This window comes from Roseibium sp. MMSF_3544 (assembly GCF_030732845.1).
GTDB lineage: Bacteria > Pseudomonadota > Alphaproteobacteria > Rhizobiales > Stappiaceae > Roseibium.
Map to the genome: position 1 here is coordinate 12,895 of NZ_JASHKA010000021.1, position 20,072 is coordinate 32,966.

The following is a 20,072-nucleotide window of genomic DNA, read 5'->3' on the forward strand; positions in this document are numbered from 1 at the left end:
CCCGTCGCATAAGGCAAACCCCAACAAACGGCCTGATACCGGATGACCAACACGACCTGTTTCGGTCGGCATATTGCACAAGGGAATTTGAAACCGGACGCACAAAAAAACTTTTCAAGGGAGGCTTAAGACAATGAGCGCATTTCAAACATACAGAGATTCCTACGGTGAGCGTTGGCAGTATAATCCGGTAACGGTCGAGCGCGTGATAATGGCCTATGAATTCATGAGCGCGATGCCTGCCAACTCGGATTTGCGGCATGAGAAGCTTGGCCACATGAGCGGCACGATGCCTGTCATCGATTGCGATCTTCAAAAAATCAAGGAGACAGCCAAGAACGAATTCAAGGATTCCTTGAACTTCTTTCATGTAACCCGCAGGTCGAGTGGACGCCGGGCGTTCGATGATCTTGTTTACTACATGACATCAACAAGACAGATGCGCGGCATACACCAGAATTATATTGCGACAATACAGAAATACCAGAAGATAGCCATCGACCGGACAACCCGAAATGTTGAGATGGCGAAATTTGCCCGGGACACCGGATTTACGATCGTGATGATCTACGCCAATTGCTGCGGGGCGTCCCTGGTGGGCGCCGGCGCCGCGGCGATCGGTGCGGGTGGCAAGGGCGTTGCCAAGTATCAGGATACCGGCAAGTTTGAAGCGGCCGCGATTGAATCCCTCGGTCAGCTGGTTGGATTTGGCTGGGGCGCTGCGGCCAGCGTGGGCAAGGTAGAAGGCCTTGGTAAGGGCATCATGGTCGGCCTTGGAATGATCCAGGGGGCCGCCTTTACCGTTGGTGCAGGATCGGTTGAAAAAACGCCGGCCTCTGAAACACTTACCAAGATCGGGCTTGATGTATTGGCAGGTCTCGTCGGCGAGGGCGTGAGCCACTATGCCGGAAAGCGCCTTGAACAATACAAGAAGGCCTATGAACAGGCCAAGAAAACGATCGACCCTGACCAGATGGAACAGATTGTCGGGACAACGAGCGGCTTTATGATAGACACCGCCAAAGGCCAGGCGGAGCGGGCCATCACGGCAAAAAAGAAGCAGGACCGGGTCAACCCCGCACTGATTGCCGCCAGGAGCAACGCGCAACGCGACGTCATAATGAACGTCATGCGAAAGTGCTGATAAACACCGGCTGAAGTCGCGAGACCGGTCTCAAGGGCTTCAACCGGTCTAGAGCCAGCGATGGCTGCCGCAACAAGGGTCCGTGAGTGCGGTTCGCCTGGGAGAGGTTCTGGCCGCAGGTGTCACCGGTTTGAACGGTCGTCAGCAACAATATCTCGCTGCCTCCGGGAAACATCCCCACACGGCGGTGCAAGCAAGTTCTCGGCGGGATGTTTTGCTCTATACGGTGCTTTGATTTCCGCTGCCCTGTTTCTTGGCGGTCCCAAGACGCAGTTCTGCTGCGGCCTGTCGGCACTCCTGAGCACGCTCTACGTGGTGACAATGAGTGCGATGTGACGCGAGCCACGCGCGGCAGTGAGACGATTGCGCGGTAATTCTCGTCCTAGACCGTCAAATCGGTTCCGAATTCGCCCGCTCTCATCGGACAGACGCTGACAACACCAAGCGGCTCGTTTCTGTTGGACCGGTTGATCGTACAATCGAGCCGTCCCCGCCCTTGTCGACGCTTTCCAGCTTCCTGGACCGGCTTAGCGGAGCAAATTAGTACTTATTTAGCAGGAAGATAGCGAGTGTATGCCGCTAAAGGAATTCTGCGAAGTTGCCAAGTTGAATATTCGGATCGCTCTTACGATGAATTTTGCACCTTACGACGTTTGATACAGCAAAAAAACTGGATCGTCCTTGTTGCTGTCACTAAGTCCACGGTAGGGCCGAAAGTGGACTATCGCGTATCGAGGGTATTAGGCGCGTTGCAGACGTTCGAACGTACCGATCGCGTCTCAGCTTCAGTTGCGCGTTAGTAAACGCGCCAACAGGTTAAGGCGGTCTAAAGGCTGCGCTTGTGGAAGAAACCGCTAGAAATGCAAAGACTTTTCTTATGCGCGTCAATACTGAACGACAAGGAACTCTTGCCTACCACCAAGGGTTGCGGTATTCGAATAGAATGTCTGTCATAATTCTGATGCTCAAACTACTCGCCGCCGAAAAACAATGATTGATCGAAATTTCTAAAGAACGAAGCGCTTGATCAAGGATACCGACCTCAAGGAGATTAAGCCCAAACCTTCGACATGCTCGGCGTCGCCGGAACATGTGGGCAGCGGTGTGCCGATCCCGAAGGTCATGCGCATCCGCACCTTCAGTCCCGACGATTGGGAAGATTTCATCGAAGAATGGTCCACGAGCATGTCGGGTGCATATGCCAAAGTCAGACGTTTTGGTGGATCGAGAGATCTTGGTGTCGATATTGCAGGGTTTACGTCAGCGGATGGTTTTCAAGACATTTGGGATAACTACCAGTGCAAGCGCTATGATCACCCCCTGCGTCCTAGCGATATATGGGTCGAGATTGGGAAGATCGTCTACTACTCGTTCAAAGGGGAGTATCTCCCGCCAAGGAAGCACTTTTTCGTGGCCTCGCAGGGTATCGGCACCTCCCTCGAACAACTTCTCAACAAACCCGATACGCTCAAAAACAAGGCGTGTGAAAACTGGGATAAGCACTGCAAAAAGGGTATTTCTTCGACCCAAGGAATACCCCTTACCAGTGCTCTCGAAACTTACTTCGACGCTTTTGACTTTAGCATTTTTTCATCAAAGTCTCATATCGAGTTGATCGAAGGTCATAGCACGACTGGCTATCACGCCATCCGGTTCGGTGGAGGATTGCCCCTACGTCCTGCCTCGGACAAACCGCCAGCGACCCCTGCGGAAATCGAAAGCCGCTACATTAGACAGCTCCTCAACGCCTACGGTGATCAGTTGGGAACGACAATCAGTGACCCGTTTGCACTTGATGCCCACACTCCGATAAAGCGCGACTTCCTTCGACAACGGGAGCGCTTCTACCATGCCGAGTCGCTACGCAATTTCGCGCGTGACACCGTGCCGGAAGGAACTTACGCAGCGTTACAAGATGAGGTTTGCCATGGTGTCATCGATATCTGCGAGGGGCATCATGCGGACGGGTTTGAAAGAATGCGCGCAACGCTGGCGCAGGCAGCAGCGCTCTCACTTACGGCAAATCCACTCTCGTCTGTGACCAAGAAGCAGGACTGCCAAGGGATCTGTCATCAGTTAGCCAACGATGATCTATTGACGTGGGTACCGAAAGATGGATAGCGATCTCACACCCACACCATTCAATAGCCCACTAGAGACTGGCGTTCGGTCGCTGGCAATCCTGCATGCTGCCTTTCCCGCGACGTTTGATCTCCAGCGTTTGATTGAGATGGACTATCTGGTCGTGCATTCAGGTGACGCCGGAGGGCCGGAAAGCCTCCACGCACCGTCGCCCCTGCGAGCCGGGGAGTTGCTTGTTCGCCGTGGCCTGATTGAAAAGGGTCTGGTTTTGATGATGAGCCGTGGCCTCGTGCAAAGATTGCCTTCTGAAGAAGGCTTCACCTATATCGCCAGTGAGGCCGCCGCTCCTTTCATCTCCTCCTTGAGCGACGAATATTCCGTGAACCTAAAAGAGCGCGCCGTATGGGCCGTGCACCGCTTCGCGGACGCGTCGACGGATGAGGTGCGCCGATTCACACATAAGTTCTTCGCGCGCTGGGATAGTCAGTTCCAGTCTATCCCGAGGATTGGAGATAGCGCATGACCGATAACTATCTCCAACTTCGAAACATAAGCTTCCGTGGTCCAAAGGCCGAAGCGGATCTGGATTTTAAGCCAGGCGTCAATGTGATTTGTGGTGCTTCCGACACCGGAAAATCGTTCCTAGCCGACTCAATCGACTTCATGTTGGGCGGTTCTGCTCTGAAGGAAATTCCGGAACGGGCAAAGTATGATCAACTCAGACTTAGCTTGGCGGCAATCGGAGCCGAAGACTTCAAACTGCGACGCTCCATCTCTGGCGGCAATTTTCAGCTGTTTGATACAAGCAAAATTGATGACGCCGAGCCCTCAACACTCAAACAGAACCATGCGCACGAGAAAACAGATAACCTATCAGGATATCTCCTCGACAAGATCGGGCTCCTCGGAAAGCGTATACTCAAGAGCAAGGCCAAAGGCACAACCCAGAGCCTGAGTTTCAGAAATCTTGCGCGACTCGTCATCGTCCAAGAAGGCGAAATCCAGCAGACTGGCTCACCATTCTGGAGTGGCCAGTACACGACCAAGACCTCCGAGATCGCCACGGTCAAGCTGCTTCTGACTGGTATCGATGATTCTTCTGTTTTACCGGATGCCGATCAATCTCTCGACAATGCTCGCCAAATCGCGCTTATCGAAGAGCTTCTCTCTGACCTACAAACAGAGATCGAAGACCTTGGCGAAGATAGAGAAGAGCTGGAAGAACAACTCGAAAGGTTGGAGAGGGCAATTGAAACCCGGCGCGAAGAGCTTTCTGCTTCACAGAAAGTTTTCGACGATCTAATTGGCAAACGTCGGCAGTTATTCGAGAAAAAGCAGGAAACTTCGGATAGGCTCGATGAAATCGGCGAACTTCTCGCCCGCTTCAATTTGCTCGCCGACCACTATGATATCGATCTAAAGAGACTGTCGGCTATTCAAGAGAGCGGCTCAATGTTTGCCCACGTCGAAAAGGTGGTTTGCCCGATGTGCGGTGCAGCTCCTGACGCGCAGCATCTTGACGAGACATGCGACGGTGATGTCGAGGCCGTCGTCATGGCGGCAACGGCCGAGATTGAAAAAATTCTGCGCTTTCAGGTGGAACTCAACTCGACTGTTTCGGATTTGAAGGCAGAGTCCGAAGAGCTTTCGGAAGCTTTGAAGGATACCGAAACCATTTACGATTCCTTAAATGTCGAAATCCAGGAATCTGTTGGTCCTGTGGTAACCGAAGCGCGGGTTTCATTCTCGGCGCTCGTAGAGGAGCGTTCAAGTGCCCAAAAGGCCGCTGATCTGTTTACGAGATACGACAAGCTCGTCGTTAGAAAAGCCGGCTTGCTGGAAGAAGAAGATCTTGGATCTAAAAGTTCGGAAGTAACGACTGGCATACCAGAGTCTGTTGCGCACGAGTTCTCATCAAAGGTTTCCGAAATATTGAAGGCATGGCATTTCCCTGGCGAGTGCCATGTGTACTACGAAAAGGACTCGTCCGATTTCGTTATCGACGGAAAACCAAGATCCAGTCGCGGCAAGGGTCTTCGCGCGATCACTCATGCCGCAGTGAACATAGCCTTGCTCGAATACTGCCAGTCGTACGGCTTATCACATCCTGGTTTCGTTGTTCTCGATTCTCCATTGCTTGCCTATTTCAAACCTGAAGAAGACGAAGAGGTCGCTCTGAGAGGCACAGACCTGAAAGAGCGTTTTTACGACTATCTCATTGAGCACCACGGTAAGGATAGCCAAGTCATCATCATCGAAAACCAGCATCCACCCGAACGTATCGAGGAGCAAGTGGCTCTGACTGTGTTTACGAGCAATCCCAATACCGGTCGATATGGTCTGCTCTAAATGGCGCACATCATCTGCACAAAAACAGCAACAGAAATCGCAGCTTTTGGTGCGTTCAGGTTTATTGCAGAACGACCGAAATGAGGACGCAAAGCGGGCGCACACTCCGCCCACAATGAATGTCGGCTTGGAGCTCTTTTCAGGCGTTCGCAGGATTGCCTTGAAGCGGATGATGGCTCGGAAGCAGGTGTTCCTACCGCCTCGGACAACCGGTTTTTTTGATGAGCAATTCGCATTGACCTCGTAGGTGCAATCTCATCTTATTGTCATCTCACATAAAAAGGGGAAACCATGACCAGTCTCACTTATAGTCCCCTTCGATACCACAATCGTTGGTTCGCCTATATCGATCTGCTAGGGTTTACAAACCTCGTTCATTCGGAGTCCATGGAAGACGTGCTTCCGGTTTACTCTGAGGCGATCGGGCGCATGAGTGAGGCATGCGAACTCGGGAAAAAAAAGGTTGGACTAATTAGTTCTTGGTTCTCAGACACCTTCATTATTTACTCTCGGTCTGACAGCCTTCAAGAATTCGCATACTTGGAGAATGCCGCACGAATCTTTTTTGAGCTACTTCTCATTAAGCGTATTCCTGCCCGCGGTTGTATCAGCCACGGCAAACTTTACTCCCAAGCGAGGAAGAATATTTTTGTAGGTTCTGCACTGATAGAGGCTCACCACTTTGGGGAAGCCCTAGACTGGATAGGTTTCTGCTTAGCTCCTAGTGTTGAGACAAAATTGAAGTGTGACCTCCCGCTGGAACAGCGGCCATTTTACAAAAAAATCTCAAATCGAGAAATCTTGAGAAAGGCAGATGCGGACTACCTGTATGCGTTCGCGTTTAATAACGGAAAGGTGAATGGCAGCAACCCTTTTCGAACAGCACTTTTAAAAATGAAAAAAAATGCGCCGCCAGAAGTAGTCAGAAAGTATGATAATACTCTGGAATTCTTAGATACTTTTAACCGATAGCGAACGATTTTGATCTACACTGACTCGCATGCTAAGGGCAGCCCCGTCCCAAATCTATCCCATTCAATTTGACCACAACGGGCGGCTGCTTTTTAGGAACAGTGAGGTAGCAGTCGAACGACCTAACTGGCGGCGCAAAGCAGACACCTAAACTCCACCCCCCTCTACAAATCCACCTCAACCACACCCCCGGCTTCCGCCGCGCGGGACTGGCACAAAATAACCGCCCCTTCCCGTTGCTTTTTCGACAGCACGAAATCCCGGTGCTCCACCTCGCCTGACACCAGCCCGCATTTGCAGACGCCGCAGATGCCGTCGGAGCATTTGATGTCGATGGGGATGCCGTTTTCGTTGAGAACATCCGTCGCGGTCTTGTCCGCCGGGACTTCCAGCTCGCGGCCGGAGCGGGCGAGCTTCAAGGTGAAGGGGTGGTTCACGTAGTCGGGCACCTCTGGCACGTTGAAATATTCAACATGGCGTTCGTCGTCGGTGAAGCCGGCGCGCTCAGCCGCCTCCATCACCGAGGTCATGTAGCGGTCCGGGCCGCAGGCATAAACGTGGCTGCCCGGCTGGTAGCCGCCAAGCACCTGATCAAGATCGGCGCGCGTGCCCTGGTCGCTGAAATAAAGCTGCACCTTGTTGTGCCAGGGAAAGTCGGCCAGATCCTCCAGGAACCCGGCATCGGCTTTTCGGCTGGCGGAATAATGCAGCTCGAAGTCGGCGCCCTGTGCGTGAAGCTCATGCGCCATCGCGATCATCGGGGTGACGCCGATGCCGCCGCCCATCAAGAAGGTTTTGGTGGCCGCGTGCAGCGGGAAGTGGTTGATCGGCTTGGAGATGAAGATCTTGCGGCCTTCGGTAAAGATCCGGTGGAGCAGCTTGGAACCGCCCCTGCCCGCGTCTTCTCGCAAGACCGCGATCTGGTACTTGCTGCGGTCGGCGGGATCGCCGGAGAGCGAATACTGGCGCAGGAATTCCGGCGCGACGACAATATCAAGATGCGCGCCCGCCTGCCATTCCGGCAGCGGCTCGCCGTTGAGCGCGCCGAACTCGTATTTGGTGACGCCGTCTGTCATGTGCTCGGCCCTGACGATCTCCACCCGGATCACCGGGGCATCGCCGGCAATCCGGTATTCATGGGCAAGGCCCTCCGTCTCGCCCCGCTCCAGCCGCGCCTTGTATTCCCGCGCCGTGATCAGCGCCTGATAGGCCTCGATCCCCTTTTCCCGGTCCATCGGAAAGGGAAACGGCCAGGGATGCGGGGCAAGGTTGGCAGGATAGACGGCCAGCGTCTGGTCCTCGTATTTCAGATCAAGATCCTTTTGAAGGCCGCGCGCGTTGACCGGGTTCCTGGCAGCCCGATAGGCGCCGTCCTCGGCAAGCTCGATATCCCACCACCATTTCTTGACCGGGTTGCGCTCGCCATTGCCGACCATGTCGTCGAGCTTTGCCAGCACCGGCGCGGTGCCCGGCATGTTCATCGCCGCCCAGCGGAACGGCGCTTCGGCGAAGATGCCCTCCAGGTTCCACGGGCAGGTCTTCATGCAGCGCCCGCACATGGCGCCGTTCTCGTTGGTGATGCGGTAAGTGGTGCATTTCTGGCTGTCGGATTTCCAGATCTCGTAGCCGTTGAACATCAGCTTCGGCCCGGCGGTGATCGCCCCGGCCGGGCATTCGCGTGCGCATTTGTTGCAGGCCTCGCAGAACGCCTGCAGGCCGAAGGAGATCGGCTTGTCATGGGCGACCGGCATCGTCGTCGTGACGGCGCCGGATTTCAGACGCGGGCCGAGAAACGGGTTCAGGATCACCTCGCCGATCCGGCTGACCTCGCCAAGACCGGAGAGCAGCAGCAGCGGCGGCTGCAGCACCTCACCGTCCAGCACCGTATGCGCCTTGGCCTTGTGGCCGAGATTGCGGATTTGTTTGGCAACGATGCTGCCGAGAATGGAAAAGCGCAAATAGGCGCGCATCGACTGCGAAACGGCAATCCAGTCATCGCCGGAGGCGCCTTCCATGGTCTCGTAGCCCTGGTCGATCACCATGGAGACTGCCTGGTCATGCGGCGGATCAAGCGGCGCGCCGGTGGCATCATGTGAATACCAGGCCCAGTCGGGGCACCTGGAAACCCCGGCGGCATCGATGCCGAGGAAATAGGACATTGCCTTCAGGTTCTCGGCATTCTTTTGCGGATCGGATGTCGAGGCGGCCTTTTCGGGCGCCGCATCCCCGTCCTGCAAGAGCACGAAGGCGCCGAGCGCGCGCCTCTGGGCCATGGAAGGGGCGGACTTGCGCGCATAATGGCCGTTGGTGGCCGCTTGCTGGTTCTTCTTGCCCATGTCGCCGAACTGGGAGCGGGCGAACATGTCGGTGCGCTTGGGCACCCGGGCAATGCGCTCTTCATCGAAATAGGTGGTCGGTTTGTCGACCCGCTTCAGCTTTTCAAACGGATGCGGCCCGTCGACAAAACGGCGCTTGGCAAACGGGTCGAGCGTGCGCGCGCTTTTCGCGGTCCTGTAGCCGACCTTCCAGGCAAGCCCGTGGGTTTTCGATGTCGGCTGCTCTGCCATTGGCAGCAAGGGCCTGTCATGGGCGATCTCGAAATCGGTCGTGATCGCGGCCATTGAGAACCCGGTGCCGAGATAGGGATTGCTGAGGACACCGCCCTCGACCGTTGCAAGACCGGCGGCAACGGCAAGCCGGTTGAGATCGGCGTCCGACGTCGACGGGCTGTGGGCTGCAGCTTCATATCCAAGCAGGCGGATATATTGCGCAAGCACCACCGCGATTTCCGTTGCCCGGAGCGCCGAGCGATGGGCACCCGCCCCCTTCAACCAGGCCTCGCCCGGTTCTCCGGAGTGCAATTCGCGCGGCGACTGGATGATAAAGACGAGCGCGTGCTTGTGGGTGTCGATACCTTTCGGCGGCGCGTTCATGGCATCGCGCAGGTCCGCCATGATCATGTCGATGCCGGACGCCAGCGTCTTGGTCTGGGTGGTGCGCAGCTTTTCCGCCAGCCGGTCGATATCCGGGTTGCGGACCGGTGTTTCCAGCTTCATCTCTGGCGTGAAGGCGCAGGTGCCGATCATCGAGGCGTCGGAAAAATAACCGAAACCCTTCAGATGGTTGGCCCGCTCCTGCGGGTCGGAAGGGACATCCGCACGCTTGTTGACGATGCCGTCGCGAATTGCATCCAGCATCGCCTGGGCTTCGCTCATGGCATTGATGATGTTTTCCGGATCGTCATGCTTGAACTGCATCTGCGAAAAGCCCGGAACAGGCCCGAAATCCGGCTGGTCCGCCATCCTGGCAAGCCGCTCCAAGGGGAAGGGCCCAAGGTGCACGGGCCGCGACTTGTCGGAAAACAACTTCACTCTTTCATCCCTCCCTCAAAAGCTGCCTGTGTGATCAAAGACGCATCAGCTGGACATGCTCGTCCCGGGTCAGCTCGTCGATCGTCTCCATGAAGGTTTCGTAGAGCCTGCGATCCAGTTTGCCGGCAAAATGATCGTTCAGTTCGCGCACCAAGACATGGCAGGCCTTCAGCTTCTCCTGACCGAGCGTGGTCAGCGCCAGCTCGGTGTAGCGCTTGTCGTCGCCGATGCAGGTGCGCTCGATCAGGCCGCGCTCCTCCATGGTTTTCAAAAGGCGGGATACGGCCGGGCGGGCGATGCCGATATAGTCGGCAAGCGTCGACGGCGTGGTGACGCTCTCCAGGCCGACACCGCTGAGGACGCACCACATCAGCCGGGTGATACCGTGTTCGGACAGCCGCTTTTCCAGCCGCGCTTCCATGATCCTTGCAAGGCGCGTGACCTTGAAGCCGATCCGGTTGTGCAGCCGGTAGCCCTCTGCCATTCTGTTGGTCGCCGACAAAGCGGTTGACTTGGTTTCCACCATATCCTCATATACAATTAACAATGATAATTATTCACGTTAATTAACTGAAGTGCAAGTTTCGGGAGGGAGAAACAATGAAAGGGAATGCTGAAGGTCTGCGGACGAAACTGACGGCCGCGATGGCTTCTGCCTTCGTCCTGTTCGCTGCGCAATCGGCTTCTGCCGACGAACTCAAGATCGCCCATTTCATGCCGTCCATGCACCCGATGGACCGGGGTGTCATGACGCCGCTGGCAGAAGAAATGGCAGAGGCCAGCAACGGCGAAGTCACCATGCGGATCTACCCCTCCGGCGAACTCGGCAAGGGGCCCGTCCAGCAATACAAGCGCGTGGTCACGGGCGTTGCCGACATCGTCTTCGGCATCCCGGAATATACACCGGCGCAATTCACCAAGACCGGGCTGGTGCACATTCCCGGCCTCTTCGCCAACGGCACCGATGCCACCAACGCGCTCTGGGACAATATCGGCCTGATTGAAGACGAATTCGCCAAGGCGAAACTTCTCGGGCTTTGGGCGAACAACCCGTCCGTCCTGATCACACGCGAAAAGCCCGTCCACACCGTGGCGGACATGGAGGGCATGAAGATCAGGACCCCCAATCCGGTGATGGCAGCGCTGGTGGAAGGCTGGGGCGGCATTCCGGTCTCGATGCCCGTGCCCGATGTCTACAACGCCATGAACACCGGCGTCATCGACGCGGTCATGATCGGCCCGTCCGGCATCCGCTCCTACAAGCTCAACGAAACCGGCAAATACGTCACCACGAACATTCCGTCCGCGGTCGACAGCTTCTATCTCCTGATGAACAAGTCGAGCTGGGACGGCCTTTCTGACGAGAACAAGGCCAAGCTTGACGAGTTGACCGGACGCGGGCTCAGCCTGCGCGGTGCAAAGGCGTTTTATGAGGCCGGTCAGGCCGGGCTGAAACTGGCCTCCGAAAGCGGTCTTGAGCTGATCGAGATCACGCCGGAAGCCGAAGCCGAATTCCGGGAAAAGATGGCCCCCTCGCTGACAAAGGTCATCGACGAGAAGGGCAAGCAGTCCGGGAGCGACGCGCACGCGATCGTCAAAGCGCTCGGCGGCCAGTAACCCGTGGCATCATCTGCCCCCGAAGAAGCCGGCCCGCGTCAAGCGGGCTGGCGCAAGTGGCTCGAAGTTCCACTCGTCCTGTCAGGCACCGTGCTGGTGTTCGCACTCATGGGCCTTTCCGTCACCGATGCTTTCCTGCGGTCGGTGCTCAACAGCCCGATCTTCGGCGCGAACGACTATGCGCAAATCCTTCTGTCCTTCGTCGTCGCGGTCAGTTTTCCCCTCTGCGTCCTCTCCGGCCGCCTGATCGCCATTGATACGCTCATGCGGTTCTTTCCCGAAAGAATGCAAGTCTTTCTGGACTGGGCATCCTCGGTCCTCGGCATCGTCATGCTCGCCTATCTCGCCTGGCGGGCTTTTTCCAACGCTCTCGAGGCAGCCTCCTTCGGTGAAACGACCTTGCTGCTGCAACTTCCCTTCGCCCCGTCCTATTATGCGGTTGCCTTTGGCTGCGGTCTGTCCGCGCTGGTTCTCCTGGTGGAGAGACTGACGAAATGAGCCCGGAAATCTACGGCGCGCTCGGTTTTCTGGCCCTTTTCGCATTGCTGGCGCTCGGAACACCGGTCGCCATTGCGCTTCTTGTCGTCGGCTTTTCCGGAACAGTGCTGCTTTCGGGCTTCACCCCGGCGGCGTTCACCTTGAGCGGACAGGTCTTTGCGACGGTCACGGTCTATGAACTGACCATCATCCCGCTGTTCATTCTCATGGGAAATCTCGCCTCGACAGCCGGGCTGAGCCGGGATCTCTTCGAGGCGGCGCACAAGGTCATCGGCCATCTGAAAGGCGGCTTGGCAGCCGCGACGATCATGGGCTGCGCGGGCTTTGCTGCTCTTTCGGGCTCCTCCATTGCGTCCGCGGTCACCATGGGCAAGGTCGCCTATCCGGAAATGCGCCGGTTCAACTACGGGCAACGGCTCGCCACCGGATCGATCGCAGCCGGCGGTACGCTCGGCATTCTCATTCCGCCGTCAACCGGCTTCGTCATCTATGCAATCTTGACGGAACAATCGATCGGCCGTCTCTTCATGGCCGGCGTCCTGCCCGGTCTCCTGCTCACAACCATGTTTCTTGTCGCGATCGCAGCCGTGACGGTCCTGCGCCCGGAAGAAGGGCCCAGGGGGCCTCAATTCAGCTTGCGTGAAAAACTGGTCAGCCTGTTCCGGGCAACCGGCATCGGGGTGATCATCCTGATCACGATCGGGGGCATCTATACCGGCTTTTTCACACCGGTCGAAGCCGCCGGCGTCGGCGCTTTCTTCGCCTTCATCATGCTGATCCTGCGGGGCAAATGCACGCTGCCGGCGCTCTACCAGATCAGTTCAGAGACACTGAAAACCACGGGAATGGCCTTCTTCATTCTGATCGGCGCGAATGTCTTCGCGCCTTTTGTCGCGCTCTCCCACCTGCCGGCGACAATTGCCGACGGCATGACGGGGCTTGCGCTGGGCACCTACGGTACCCTGTTCCTGATCCTGCTCGGTTACGTCATCCTGGGCATGTTCATCGAGGGGCTTTCGTTGCTGGTGATCACCCTGCCGATCGTCTTCCCACTTGTCACCGGCCTCGGCTTCGACCCGATCTGGCTCGGCGTCGTCATGGTGATCGTTCTGGAGATGGGCCTGATATCGCCGCCTGTCGGCGTCAACGTTTTCATCGTCAAGAGCGTGGTTCCGGACGTTCCGATCGAAACGATCTTTGCCGGCATCATGCCGTTCTGGCTGGCGATGATCGTCACCCTGGCCCTCATCGTCGCCTTCCCCGATATCGCGCTCCTGATCCCGAACGCGATGTTTGATTAGGCAACGCTGCTGCCCGCTCCAGACCTCTGACCATAAGGATCCAGACGCAAACCTGATGCGCTCCAGCGCGCATGGGGTGTATGACCGTGATGCATTCAAATCGAACGCGCTTGATGCAAACCTGTCGCAAAGCAGCATGTGGCTCATTGCCCGTCTGTGCCAAGTTTGCGAGGTCGGTTTATGCGATTGTCAGCGCCGTCGGTGGCAGCCTTTTTTGTTCTGGTCGCTTGCAGCCCGCAGGACTCGAACGCTCCACCGCAGGACCCGCCCGTCAGGGGGCTGATCACGCAAACAATCGAGGAAACATCCGAAAGCACCGAGCGAAAGTACCCGGGTGTCCTGGAACCTTCGGAAATCACGTCGCTTTCCTTTGAGGTCGGCGGCAAGCTCGACGTTGTCAGTCTTGCGGTCGGACAGAGGGTTGTGAAGGGTGAACAGCTTGCCGTCCTCGACGACACCCAGTTCATCGTTTCCATCGAAAACGCGCGCGCCTCGGTGGACGAGGCGGCCGCGCTGCTCAAGCAGGCTGAGGACGATCTGGGCCGGCAGGAAACCCTCTTTGAACGTGGCGTGGTTTCCAAGGTCACCGTCGACAATGCCCGCACCGACGTCCAGACACGGCAGGCGCAGCTTGTCCAGGCGCAAAAGAGTTTGACGTCGGCTGAAGAAAACCTTGCTGACACCAAGATCTTCGCGCCCTTCGACGGCATCATCAACAGCGTCGACGCGGATTCCTTTGCAACGGTTGCCTCCGGCACCGTTATCACCTCGCTCTATGACGCCTCTTCCTACGAAGTTTCTTTCTCGGTAAATTTCGACACGGTCTCGCAGCTTGTCGTCGGCACACCGGCGACCGTCAGGCTCGCAGACGATCCCTCGATTGCACTCGCCGCGGTCGTCAACGAACTCGGCGAACGCGCTGATACGGTGTCGTCCTTTCCGGTGATCGTCGAACTCAGGGACAGCCACCCCCTGATCAGGGCCGGTATGGCGGTCGAAGTTTCCTTTGAATTCGCGCTGCCTGCAGACCAGGGCTATCTGATCCCGATGACGGCGGCGATCAACGAAGGGCAGATCCCCGAAGACGCAGGGCCGGGCAGTGTCGTGCCCGTTCCGGTTTTTGTCTTCGACGCTGACACCGGAACGGTGCGCAAGCGCGAAGTCGTCATGGCAGGCATTCGGGAAAACAAGCTGCTGATCATCGACGGTCTTCAACCCGGCGAGCGGGTTGCGATCGCCGGTGTCTCCTTTCTGCGTGACGGCATGAAAGTGAACCTGATCGAAGCGGAGGAATAGATGGATTTCCTCACGCGCTTCGGACTTGAAAAGTCCCGCATGACCTACCTGGTCATGACCCTCATCCTGATCATGGGTGTGACATCCTATCTGAACCTGCCCAAACGCGCCGACCCTGCAATCACCATCCGCACGGCTGCCGTCCAGGCAACTTTCGACGGCATGGCACCGACCCGGATCGAAGACCTGATCGCCATCCCGATTGAACGAAAGATCCGGGAGATCGGTGAAGTCGAAGACATCGAGACCATCATCACCAACGGCCAGGTGCTCTTCTACGCAAATCTCTATGACACTGTTTATGGTGCGGATATCGAAAGCGCCTGGGAAGACCTGCGCAACAAGATGAACGATGTTGTCGTCGAACTGCCGGAGGGAACCAACGGTCCGTTCGTCAACACCGACTACGGCGACGTCGCGATCGCAACTGTCGCGCTGACGGGTGACGGTTTCGATCTGGCCTATCTGGAAGACGTCGCAGAAAATCTCAGGCAGGACCTTTATCGCGTTCCGGGCATCACCAAGGTCACGTTTTTCGGCGAACAGGACGAACGGATCTGGCTCGACCTCGACACGCGCAAACTCGCGTCCATCGGCGTCCAGCTCAATCAACTCCTGGAGGATCTCCAGGCACAGAACGTCATCTTGCCCGCCGGCGAAATCGATGCGGGTGGCACGAGTATTGTCCTGGAGGCCAATGGAGACTTAAGCTCGGTCGAGGAAATCCGGGGCGTTCTGACGAAGGTCAGCGGCCTGTCAGGATATGTCCGTCTGTCCGATCTGGTTGAAGTCAGGCGCGGTTATGTGGATCCGAAAGACGCCCCCGTTTTCTTCAATGGTGAGCCGGCGGTTCTCCTGAGCCTTGAGATGGCCGATGCCACAGACATTCAGATCCTTGGACAGGAGCTGGCAAAGCGCCTTGTCGAATTCGAGAACACCCAGCCGATCGGCATTTCGGTCAACGTTTCCACGTTCCAGGAAACAAACGTTACCGAAGCGGTGACCGGAGCTCTGTCGAATGTCGCTCAGACGTTTGCAGTCGTCTTCCTGGCAATGCTGCTTTTCCTCGGCTTTCGTGCAGCTGTGGTCATTGCCAGCATCGTTCCGTTCACCATCGGCTTTGCACTCGCCAGCATGGGCATTATCGGCGTCGATGTCGAACAGGTTTCCATTGCCGCAGTCATCATTTCGCTCGGGCTCCTCGTCGACAACGGTCTCGTCGTTGTGGAGGACATCGAAGGGCGCATCAACTCCGGCGAAAGTCCGCAGGAAGCGGCCATCGACGCGGGAGGCCAATATGTCATCCCACTGGCCGCCGCTTCCATTACAACTGTCTCGGCTTTCATCCCCATGCTGCTCATGAATGGGGTCGAAGGCGAGTTCGCGTTCTCGCTCGGAGCCGTCGTCGCGTCGATGCTCCTGGGGTCGTGGCTGACGGCTCTTTACATCCTTCCCTTTCTCAGCGTCCGTCTGCTGAAACAGAAGCCGAAGAAAAAAACCGGAAAATCCTGGCTGCTGCGCTTCTACGGTGGACTGACACAACGCTTGCTCCCTTTCGGCATTCCGATCATTGTCCTGACCTACGCGGCTGTCGGCTTTAGTGCCACCCAGTTCTCGCAGGTAAAATCCGAAATGTTCCCGCTCACGGAACGCGCGGATTTCCTGATCTACATGGATATGCCGAAAGAGGCGGCGATTTCCGAAACGGAGCGTCAGGCACTTGCGGTGAACCAGTGGCTGATGGACGAGACCATTAACCCGGGCGTCGTTTCAACGACGGTTTTCGTGGGTGAAGGCGGGCCAAGGTTCTATCTCTCGCTGAACCCCGCCGACCCTGACCCGGCAAGTGCCTTTTTCGTTGTCAACACGACAACCTTCGAACAAGCGAAGGAAACAGTAGAACGGGCGCGCCGCGTTTTCGTCGCGCAGTTTCCGGCCGCACGCTTTCGCGTAACGCGGCTTTCAAACGGTGGCGGCGAAGCCGGACTGGTGGATGTGGAAATCAGCGGCCCTGATGCCGACACGCTCCTTGCGGCAGGAGCGAGGGTCGAAGCGGCGTTCGCTCAAGCGCCCGATGTGGTCAAGAACGAGAGCGACTGGGGTAACAAGGTCCTGAAAGTCGTTGTCGACATAGCCCAGGACAAGGCCCGGGAGTTCGGGGTGACATCGGAAGAAATCTCCGGTGTCATGGACTCCTATTTCTCAGGGACGATCTATTCGACATTCCGCGAGGGAGACGAACAGATCCCGATTGTCCTGCGTGCGTCCAGGAACAATCGAGACAGTGTCGAGGACCTTGCAAACCTGTCGATTGCAGCAAATGGAGAACTGATTTCAATCGACCAGGTCGCCGATTTCCGTCCGCAACTCGAGTATTCGGAGATCAGGCGCGAAAACCAGGTCCGGCAGATCATCGTTTCGGCGAAAAGCGACAGCATGGCAGCAAACCAGCTTCTGGAACTGGTCCAACCAACATTGGATGATCTGAACCTCGGCGAAGACTACTCGATCAAGATCGGTGGTGAGCTCGAAGACAATGCGGACGTCAATGACCAGTTGGCGGGCAACCTGCCCTATGCCGTTGGCGTCATGATCCTGGCATTGGTCTTCCAGTTCAATTCGATCCGCCGCACCCTCATAACTTTCATGACAATCCCGATCATTCTGATTGGTGCTCCCTTTGCATTGATGATGACGGACCGCCCGATGTCTTTCTTCGCGATCCTCGGCTTGATGTCGCTGATGGGGATCATCATCAACAATGCGATCGTTCTCATCAATCAGATCGACATCAATCTGGAGGCGATGAACGTGAAGGAGGCCATTGTGACAGCGTCCGAGCAACGGGCGCGGCCGGTTATTCTGACCTCGCTGACGACGGTGGGCGGTCTCATTCCCATGGCAATAAATGGCGGGGCGCTGTTTGAGCCGATGGCGACCATCATGATCGGCGGTCTGGTCGTTGCCTCTCCACTGACCCTGATCTTCGTGCCGAGCGTCTGTTACCTTCTCATGCGAAACGAGAAGCCGGTGACAGGAGCACCTGTTCCAGCACAAAGCGGCACCTAGTAGTCCACGGATTCGACAGGGTGTTCCTTCAGGAACTCCAGAAATGTCTGGACCTTCGCACTTCTGTGCCGATCGACATGGGTCACAAGCCAGAGCTTCAGGCCCCAGTCCGGATCCGACCGTACGATCTGTTTCAGACCGGGTTGTCGTGCCGCGCGGTCACGGGGTAGAAATCCCAGTCCGATGCCGGCCTCAACCGCGTGAAACGTGCCGAGGGGGTCATTGCTCAGGAACGCGACGTTTTCCTCTGGAACCCGGTCTCGCAGCCACTTGTAAAAATCCGGGACGTAGTCGTCGTTGTCGGCAAGCGCCCATCTGTTCGCGGTAAAGAGGTTCTTCTTGTCGATGTCACCCTGGTTCTTTATGTACAACTCACTGCCGTAAAGGCCGAACCAGATCGTCTTGAAATGCTGAACTACATTGTCTGGCTCTTCGGGTCTGTTTCCCAGTCTGATCGCAACATGCGCTTCGCCATAGTCCAAACGCAGGACGCGCCGTTCTGCAATAAACCTGACAGTGATGTGCGGGTGGCTCTTTTGGAACTCCCGGATCGTCGGTAGCAGAAACATCAGGATCGGCCCGTCGGCCGTCAGGATGATGTCACCGGTCAGTCCCGCCTCTCCCGATTTGGCGCGCGTTGCGAATTGCCGGAAGTGCTCATCTGCCTGGGCGGCGACATTCAACAGGTCCGCACCTACCTCGGTCGCGACATATCCCTTCGCACTCCGAATAAAGAGTTTTTCGCCAAGCAGCGCCTCCAGGGCATCTATGTGGCGTATGACAGTGGCCCGATGGATCTTCAAAACATCCGCCGTAGCGCTGACCGTTCCGCACCTCAAAAGCTCATAAGCTGTGCGGATTTCATTCCAGTTTTCCATGGGCCCCTTCAACTTTTTTGCGCCTGTTATTTAGTTGGACCGCAAAAAGTGTCAGGACTGCAAATTCGCGCAGCCACTGCGCATCGCAGCACATTTACGTACAGGTTTACATTTGTATCATCCAGGGTCAGGACCCACTAAATTGGATGAACTGGTGCCGCCATATTCAATGCCAGGCAGTCTGACCGATGAAGTCTGAGAGGGCACTCATCAACACCGCACAGATGATGAGACCGCCATTTGCGGAACGGCGACTGAACGCGGATCGGGTGAGCCTGTTGGCACTCCAACCCGGTCTTGCAATCCTTATATTGGCACTGTTTTTGGCTGCTTGCGCGGGGCGTCCCGCCGAGTTCGCGTTCTATAACGCGACTGAAGCCAACGGAACCTCGGTCGAAATTCTCGCGGTCACGCCGCGAAAACCGGTGGACGACCCGACACTGCGATACGGCGGCGGTCGAAACTCTGAGCTGTCTTATGCCGACATAGGCGTCTGGGTTCCTGAAAATCGCGATCTTGGAACGATAAGAACACCCTCACGCGCGCCCGACCCTTCCATTGAATTTGGCATAACCTCGTTTCGGGATGTCGCCTCGCAGCGGGACGCGCTTGCGATTGTAAACGCGCAACTTCGGCGCCTGCCGCCCTCCGACCGGATCGTCATGATTTTCATTCATGGCTACAACGTCTCGTATGTCTCGGGAATTTACCGGCAGGCCCAGCTGATCCACGACTTCAAACAGCCCGTGGTTGGCATTCACTACTCGTGGCCGTCAGCAGGCAAAACCAGCGCTTATCTGTATGACAGGGACAGTGTCCAGTTCGCCCGCGACGGTTTGCAGGACACCATCGAGCTTGCCGCCCAAAGTGATGCACGGGCGGTTGCGGTCGTGGCACATTCGATGGGGACGCTCCTGACCATGGAAGCTGTGCGTCAGCTTGCCCTATCGAAGAAGGCAGCAGTTCTCAAAAGGATCAGTCCACTTGTGCTCGCGTCTCCCGATATCGACCAGGACGTGTTTGTGTCACAGATTTCGGTGATCGATCCCAAACCGGATCCGTTCGTTGTTCTGGCATCCCGAAAAGACAAGGCGCTTAAACTCTCAAGGGATCTGCGCGGTGGCACATCCCGGATCGGCCAGGGCGACAACATTGAGGACCTTCAGGAGCTCGGTATCACCGTACTTGATCTGTCCGAGATCAGCGACGGCAAGGACGGTGCCTCCCATGCGACCTTTGCGAATTCGCCAACCCTCATCAGAATGATCCAGTCAGGCGCGATTTCTCCCAACACACTGCCTGAAAACAGGGAAGCCTTCGCCCAACGCGTTGGCGACAGCGTCGCAGACATGCTTTTCCTCGGCAATTGAGCGGACGGCTTCACCCACGCCCTGAAGGGCCCGCGGACGCCCGTTTTTCATTCCTGATACAATTGATACATTCGGCAATGCCAAACTGATAACTTGGCCCCTTATAAAGAATTGGGCGGTCTGTC

Annotated in this window: 14 protein-coding genes; 11 read left to right on the plus strand and 3 right to left on the minus strand. The window is 56.7% G+C overall.

Annotated elements, in window-relative coordinates:
* The first annotated feature begins 133 nt into the window (after positions 1-133).
* From RBB47_RS23945 to RBB47_RS23965, 5 genes are all read left to right on the plus strand, one after another.
* Positions 134-1,144 (plus strand): hypothetical protein, encoded by a 1,011-nt coding sequence (locus RBB47_RS23945; RefSeq protein ID WP_305988431.1) that lies wholly within the window; start codon positions 134-136, stop codon positions 1,142-1,144.
* Positions 1,145-2,167: 1,023 nt separating this feature from the next.
* Positions 2,168-3,265 (plus strand): ABC-three component system protein, encoded by a 1,098-nt coding sequence (locus tag RBB47_RS23950; protein ID WP_305988432.1) that lies wholly within the window; start codon positions 2,168-2,170, stop codon positions 3,263-3,265.
* Positions 3,258-3,749, plus strand: coding sequence for an ABC-three component system middle component 2 (locus RBB47_RS23955; protein ID WP_305988433.1), 492 nt, complete (start codon positions 3,258-3,260; stop codon positions 3,747-3,749). The genes RBB47_RS23950 and RBB47_RS23955 overlap by 8 nt, the downstream gene beginning before the upstream one ends.
* Positions 3,746-5,575 carry a hypothetical protein gene (locus tag RBB47_RS23960; RefSeq protein ID WP_305988434.1) on the plus strand — a complete coding sequence of 610 codons (1,830 nt, stop codon included), beginning with the start codon at positions 3,746-3,748 and terminating at the stop codon, positions 5,573-5,575. Before RBB47_RS23955 ends, RBB47_RS23960 begins: the two co-directional genes overlap by 4 nt.
* Before the next feature lie 291 nt (positions 5,576-5,866).
* Positions 5,867-6,547: a hypothetical protein gene (locus tag RBB47_RS23965; protein ID WP_305988435.1), complete on the plus strand. Its 681-nt coding sequence runs from the start codon at positions 5,867-5,869 to the stop codon at positions 6,545-6,547.
* Between the two features lie 164 nt (positions 6,548-6,711).
* On the opposite strand, the gene RBB47_RS23970 is transcribed toward RBB47_RS23965, so the two are convergent.
* Positions 6,712-9,918 carry a 2Fe-2S iron-sulfur cluster-binding protein gene (locus tag RBB47_RS23970; protein ID WP_305988436.1) on the minus strand — a complete coding sequence of 1,069 codons (3,207 nt, stop codon included), beginning with the start codon at positions 9,916-9,918 and terminating at the stop codon, positions 6,712-6,714.
* A 34-nt stretch (positions 9,919-9,952) separates the two neighbouring features.
* Positions 9,953-10,441 (minus strand): MarR family winged helix-turn-helix transcriptional regulator, encoded by a 489-nt coding sequence (locus RBB47_RS23975; RefSeq protein WP_305988437.1) that lies wholly within the window; start codon positions 10,439-10,441, stop codon positions 9,953-9,955.
* Positions 10,442-10,518: 77 nt separating this feature from the next.
* Between RBB47_RS23975 and RBB47_RS23980 the strand changes: the two genes are divergently transcribed.
* The 5 genes from RBB47_RS23980 to RBB47_RS24000 all read left to right on the plus strand — a co-directional run bounded on the left by RBB47_RS23980 (position 10,519) and on the right by RBB47_RS24000 (position 17,699).
* On the plus strand, positions 10,519-11,535 hold the full coding sequence (locus tag RBB47_RS23980) for a TRAP transporter substrate-binding protein (RefSeq protein WP_305988438.1): 1,017 nt from the start codon (positions 10,519-10,521) through the stop codon (positions 11,533-11,535).
* Between the two features lie 3 nt (positions 11,536-11,538).
* Positions 11,539-12,033, plus strand: coding sequence for a TRAP transporter small permease (locus RBB47_RS23985; RefSeq protein ID WP_305988439.1), 495 nt, complete (start codon positions 11,539-11,541; stop codon positions 12,031-12,033).
* Positions 12,030-13,334: a TRAP transporter large permease gene (locus RBB47_RS23990; RefSeq protein WP_305988440.1), complete on the plus strand. Its 1,305-nt coding sequence runs from the start codon at positions 12,030-12,032 to the stop codon at positions 13,332-13,334. The genes RBB47_RS23985 and RBB47_RS23990 overlap by 4 nt, the downstream gene beginning before the upstream one ends.
* Positions 13,335-13,514: 180 nt before the next feature.
* Positions 13,515-14,630 (plus strand): efflux RND transporter periplasmic adaptor subunit, encoded by a 1,116-nt coding sequence (locus RBB47_RS23995; RefSeq protein ID WP_305988441.1) that lies wholly within the window; start codon positions 13,515-13,517, stop codon positions 14,628-14,630.
* Positions 14,631-17,699 carry an efflux RND transporter permease subunit gene (locus tag RBB47_RS24000; RefSeq protein ID WP_305988442.1) on the plus strand — a complete coding sequence of 1,023 codons (3,069 nt, stop codon included), beginning with the start codon at positions 14,631-14,633 and terminating at the stop codon, positions 17,697-17,699.
* Here the strand turns inward: RBB47_RS24000 and RBB47_RS24005 are convergent.
* Positions 17,696-18,577: a LysR family transcriptional regulator gene (locus RBB47_RS24005; RefSeq protein WP_305988443.1), complete on the minus strand. Its 882-nt coding sequence runs from the start codon at positions 18,575-18,577 to the stop codon at positions 17,696-17,698. The genes RBB47_RS24000 and RBB47_RS24005 overlap by 4 nt on opposite strands.
* 188 nt (positions 18,578-18,765) lie before the next feature.
* Here RBB47_RS24005 and RBB47_RS24010 point away from each other — a divergent pair, with 188 nt between their 5' ends.
* Positions 18,766-19,947, plus strand: coding sequence for an alpha/beta hydrolase (locus RBB47_RS24010; protein WP_305988444.1), 1,182 nt, complete (start codon positions 18,766-18,768; stop codon positions 19,945-19,947).
* Positions 19,948-20,072: the final 125 nt, after the last annotated feature.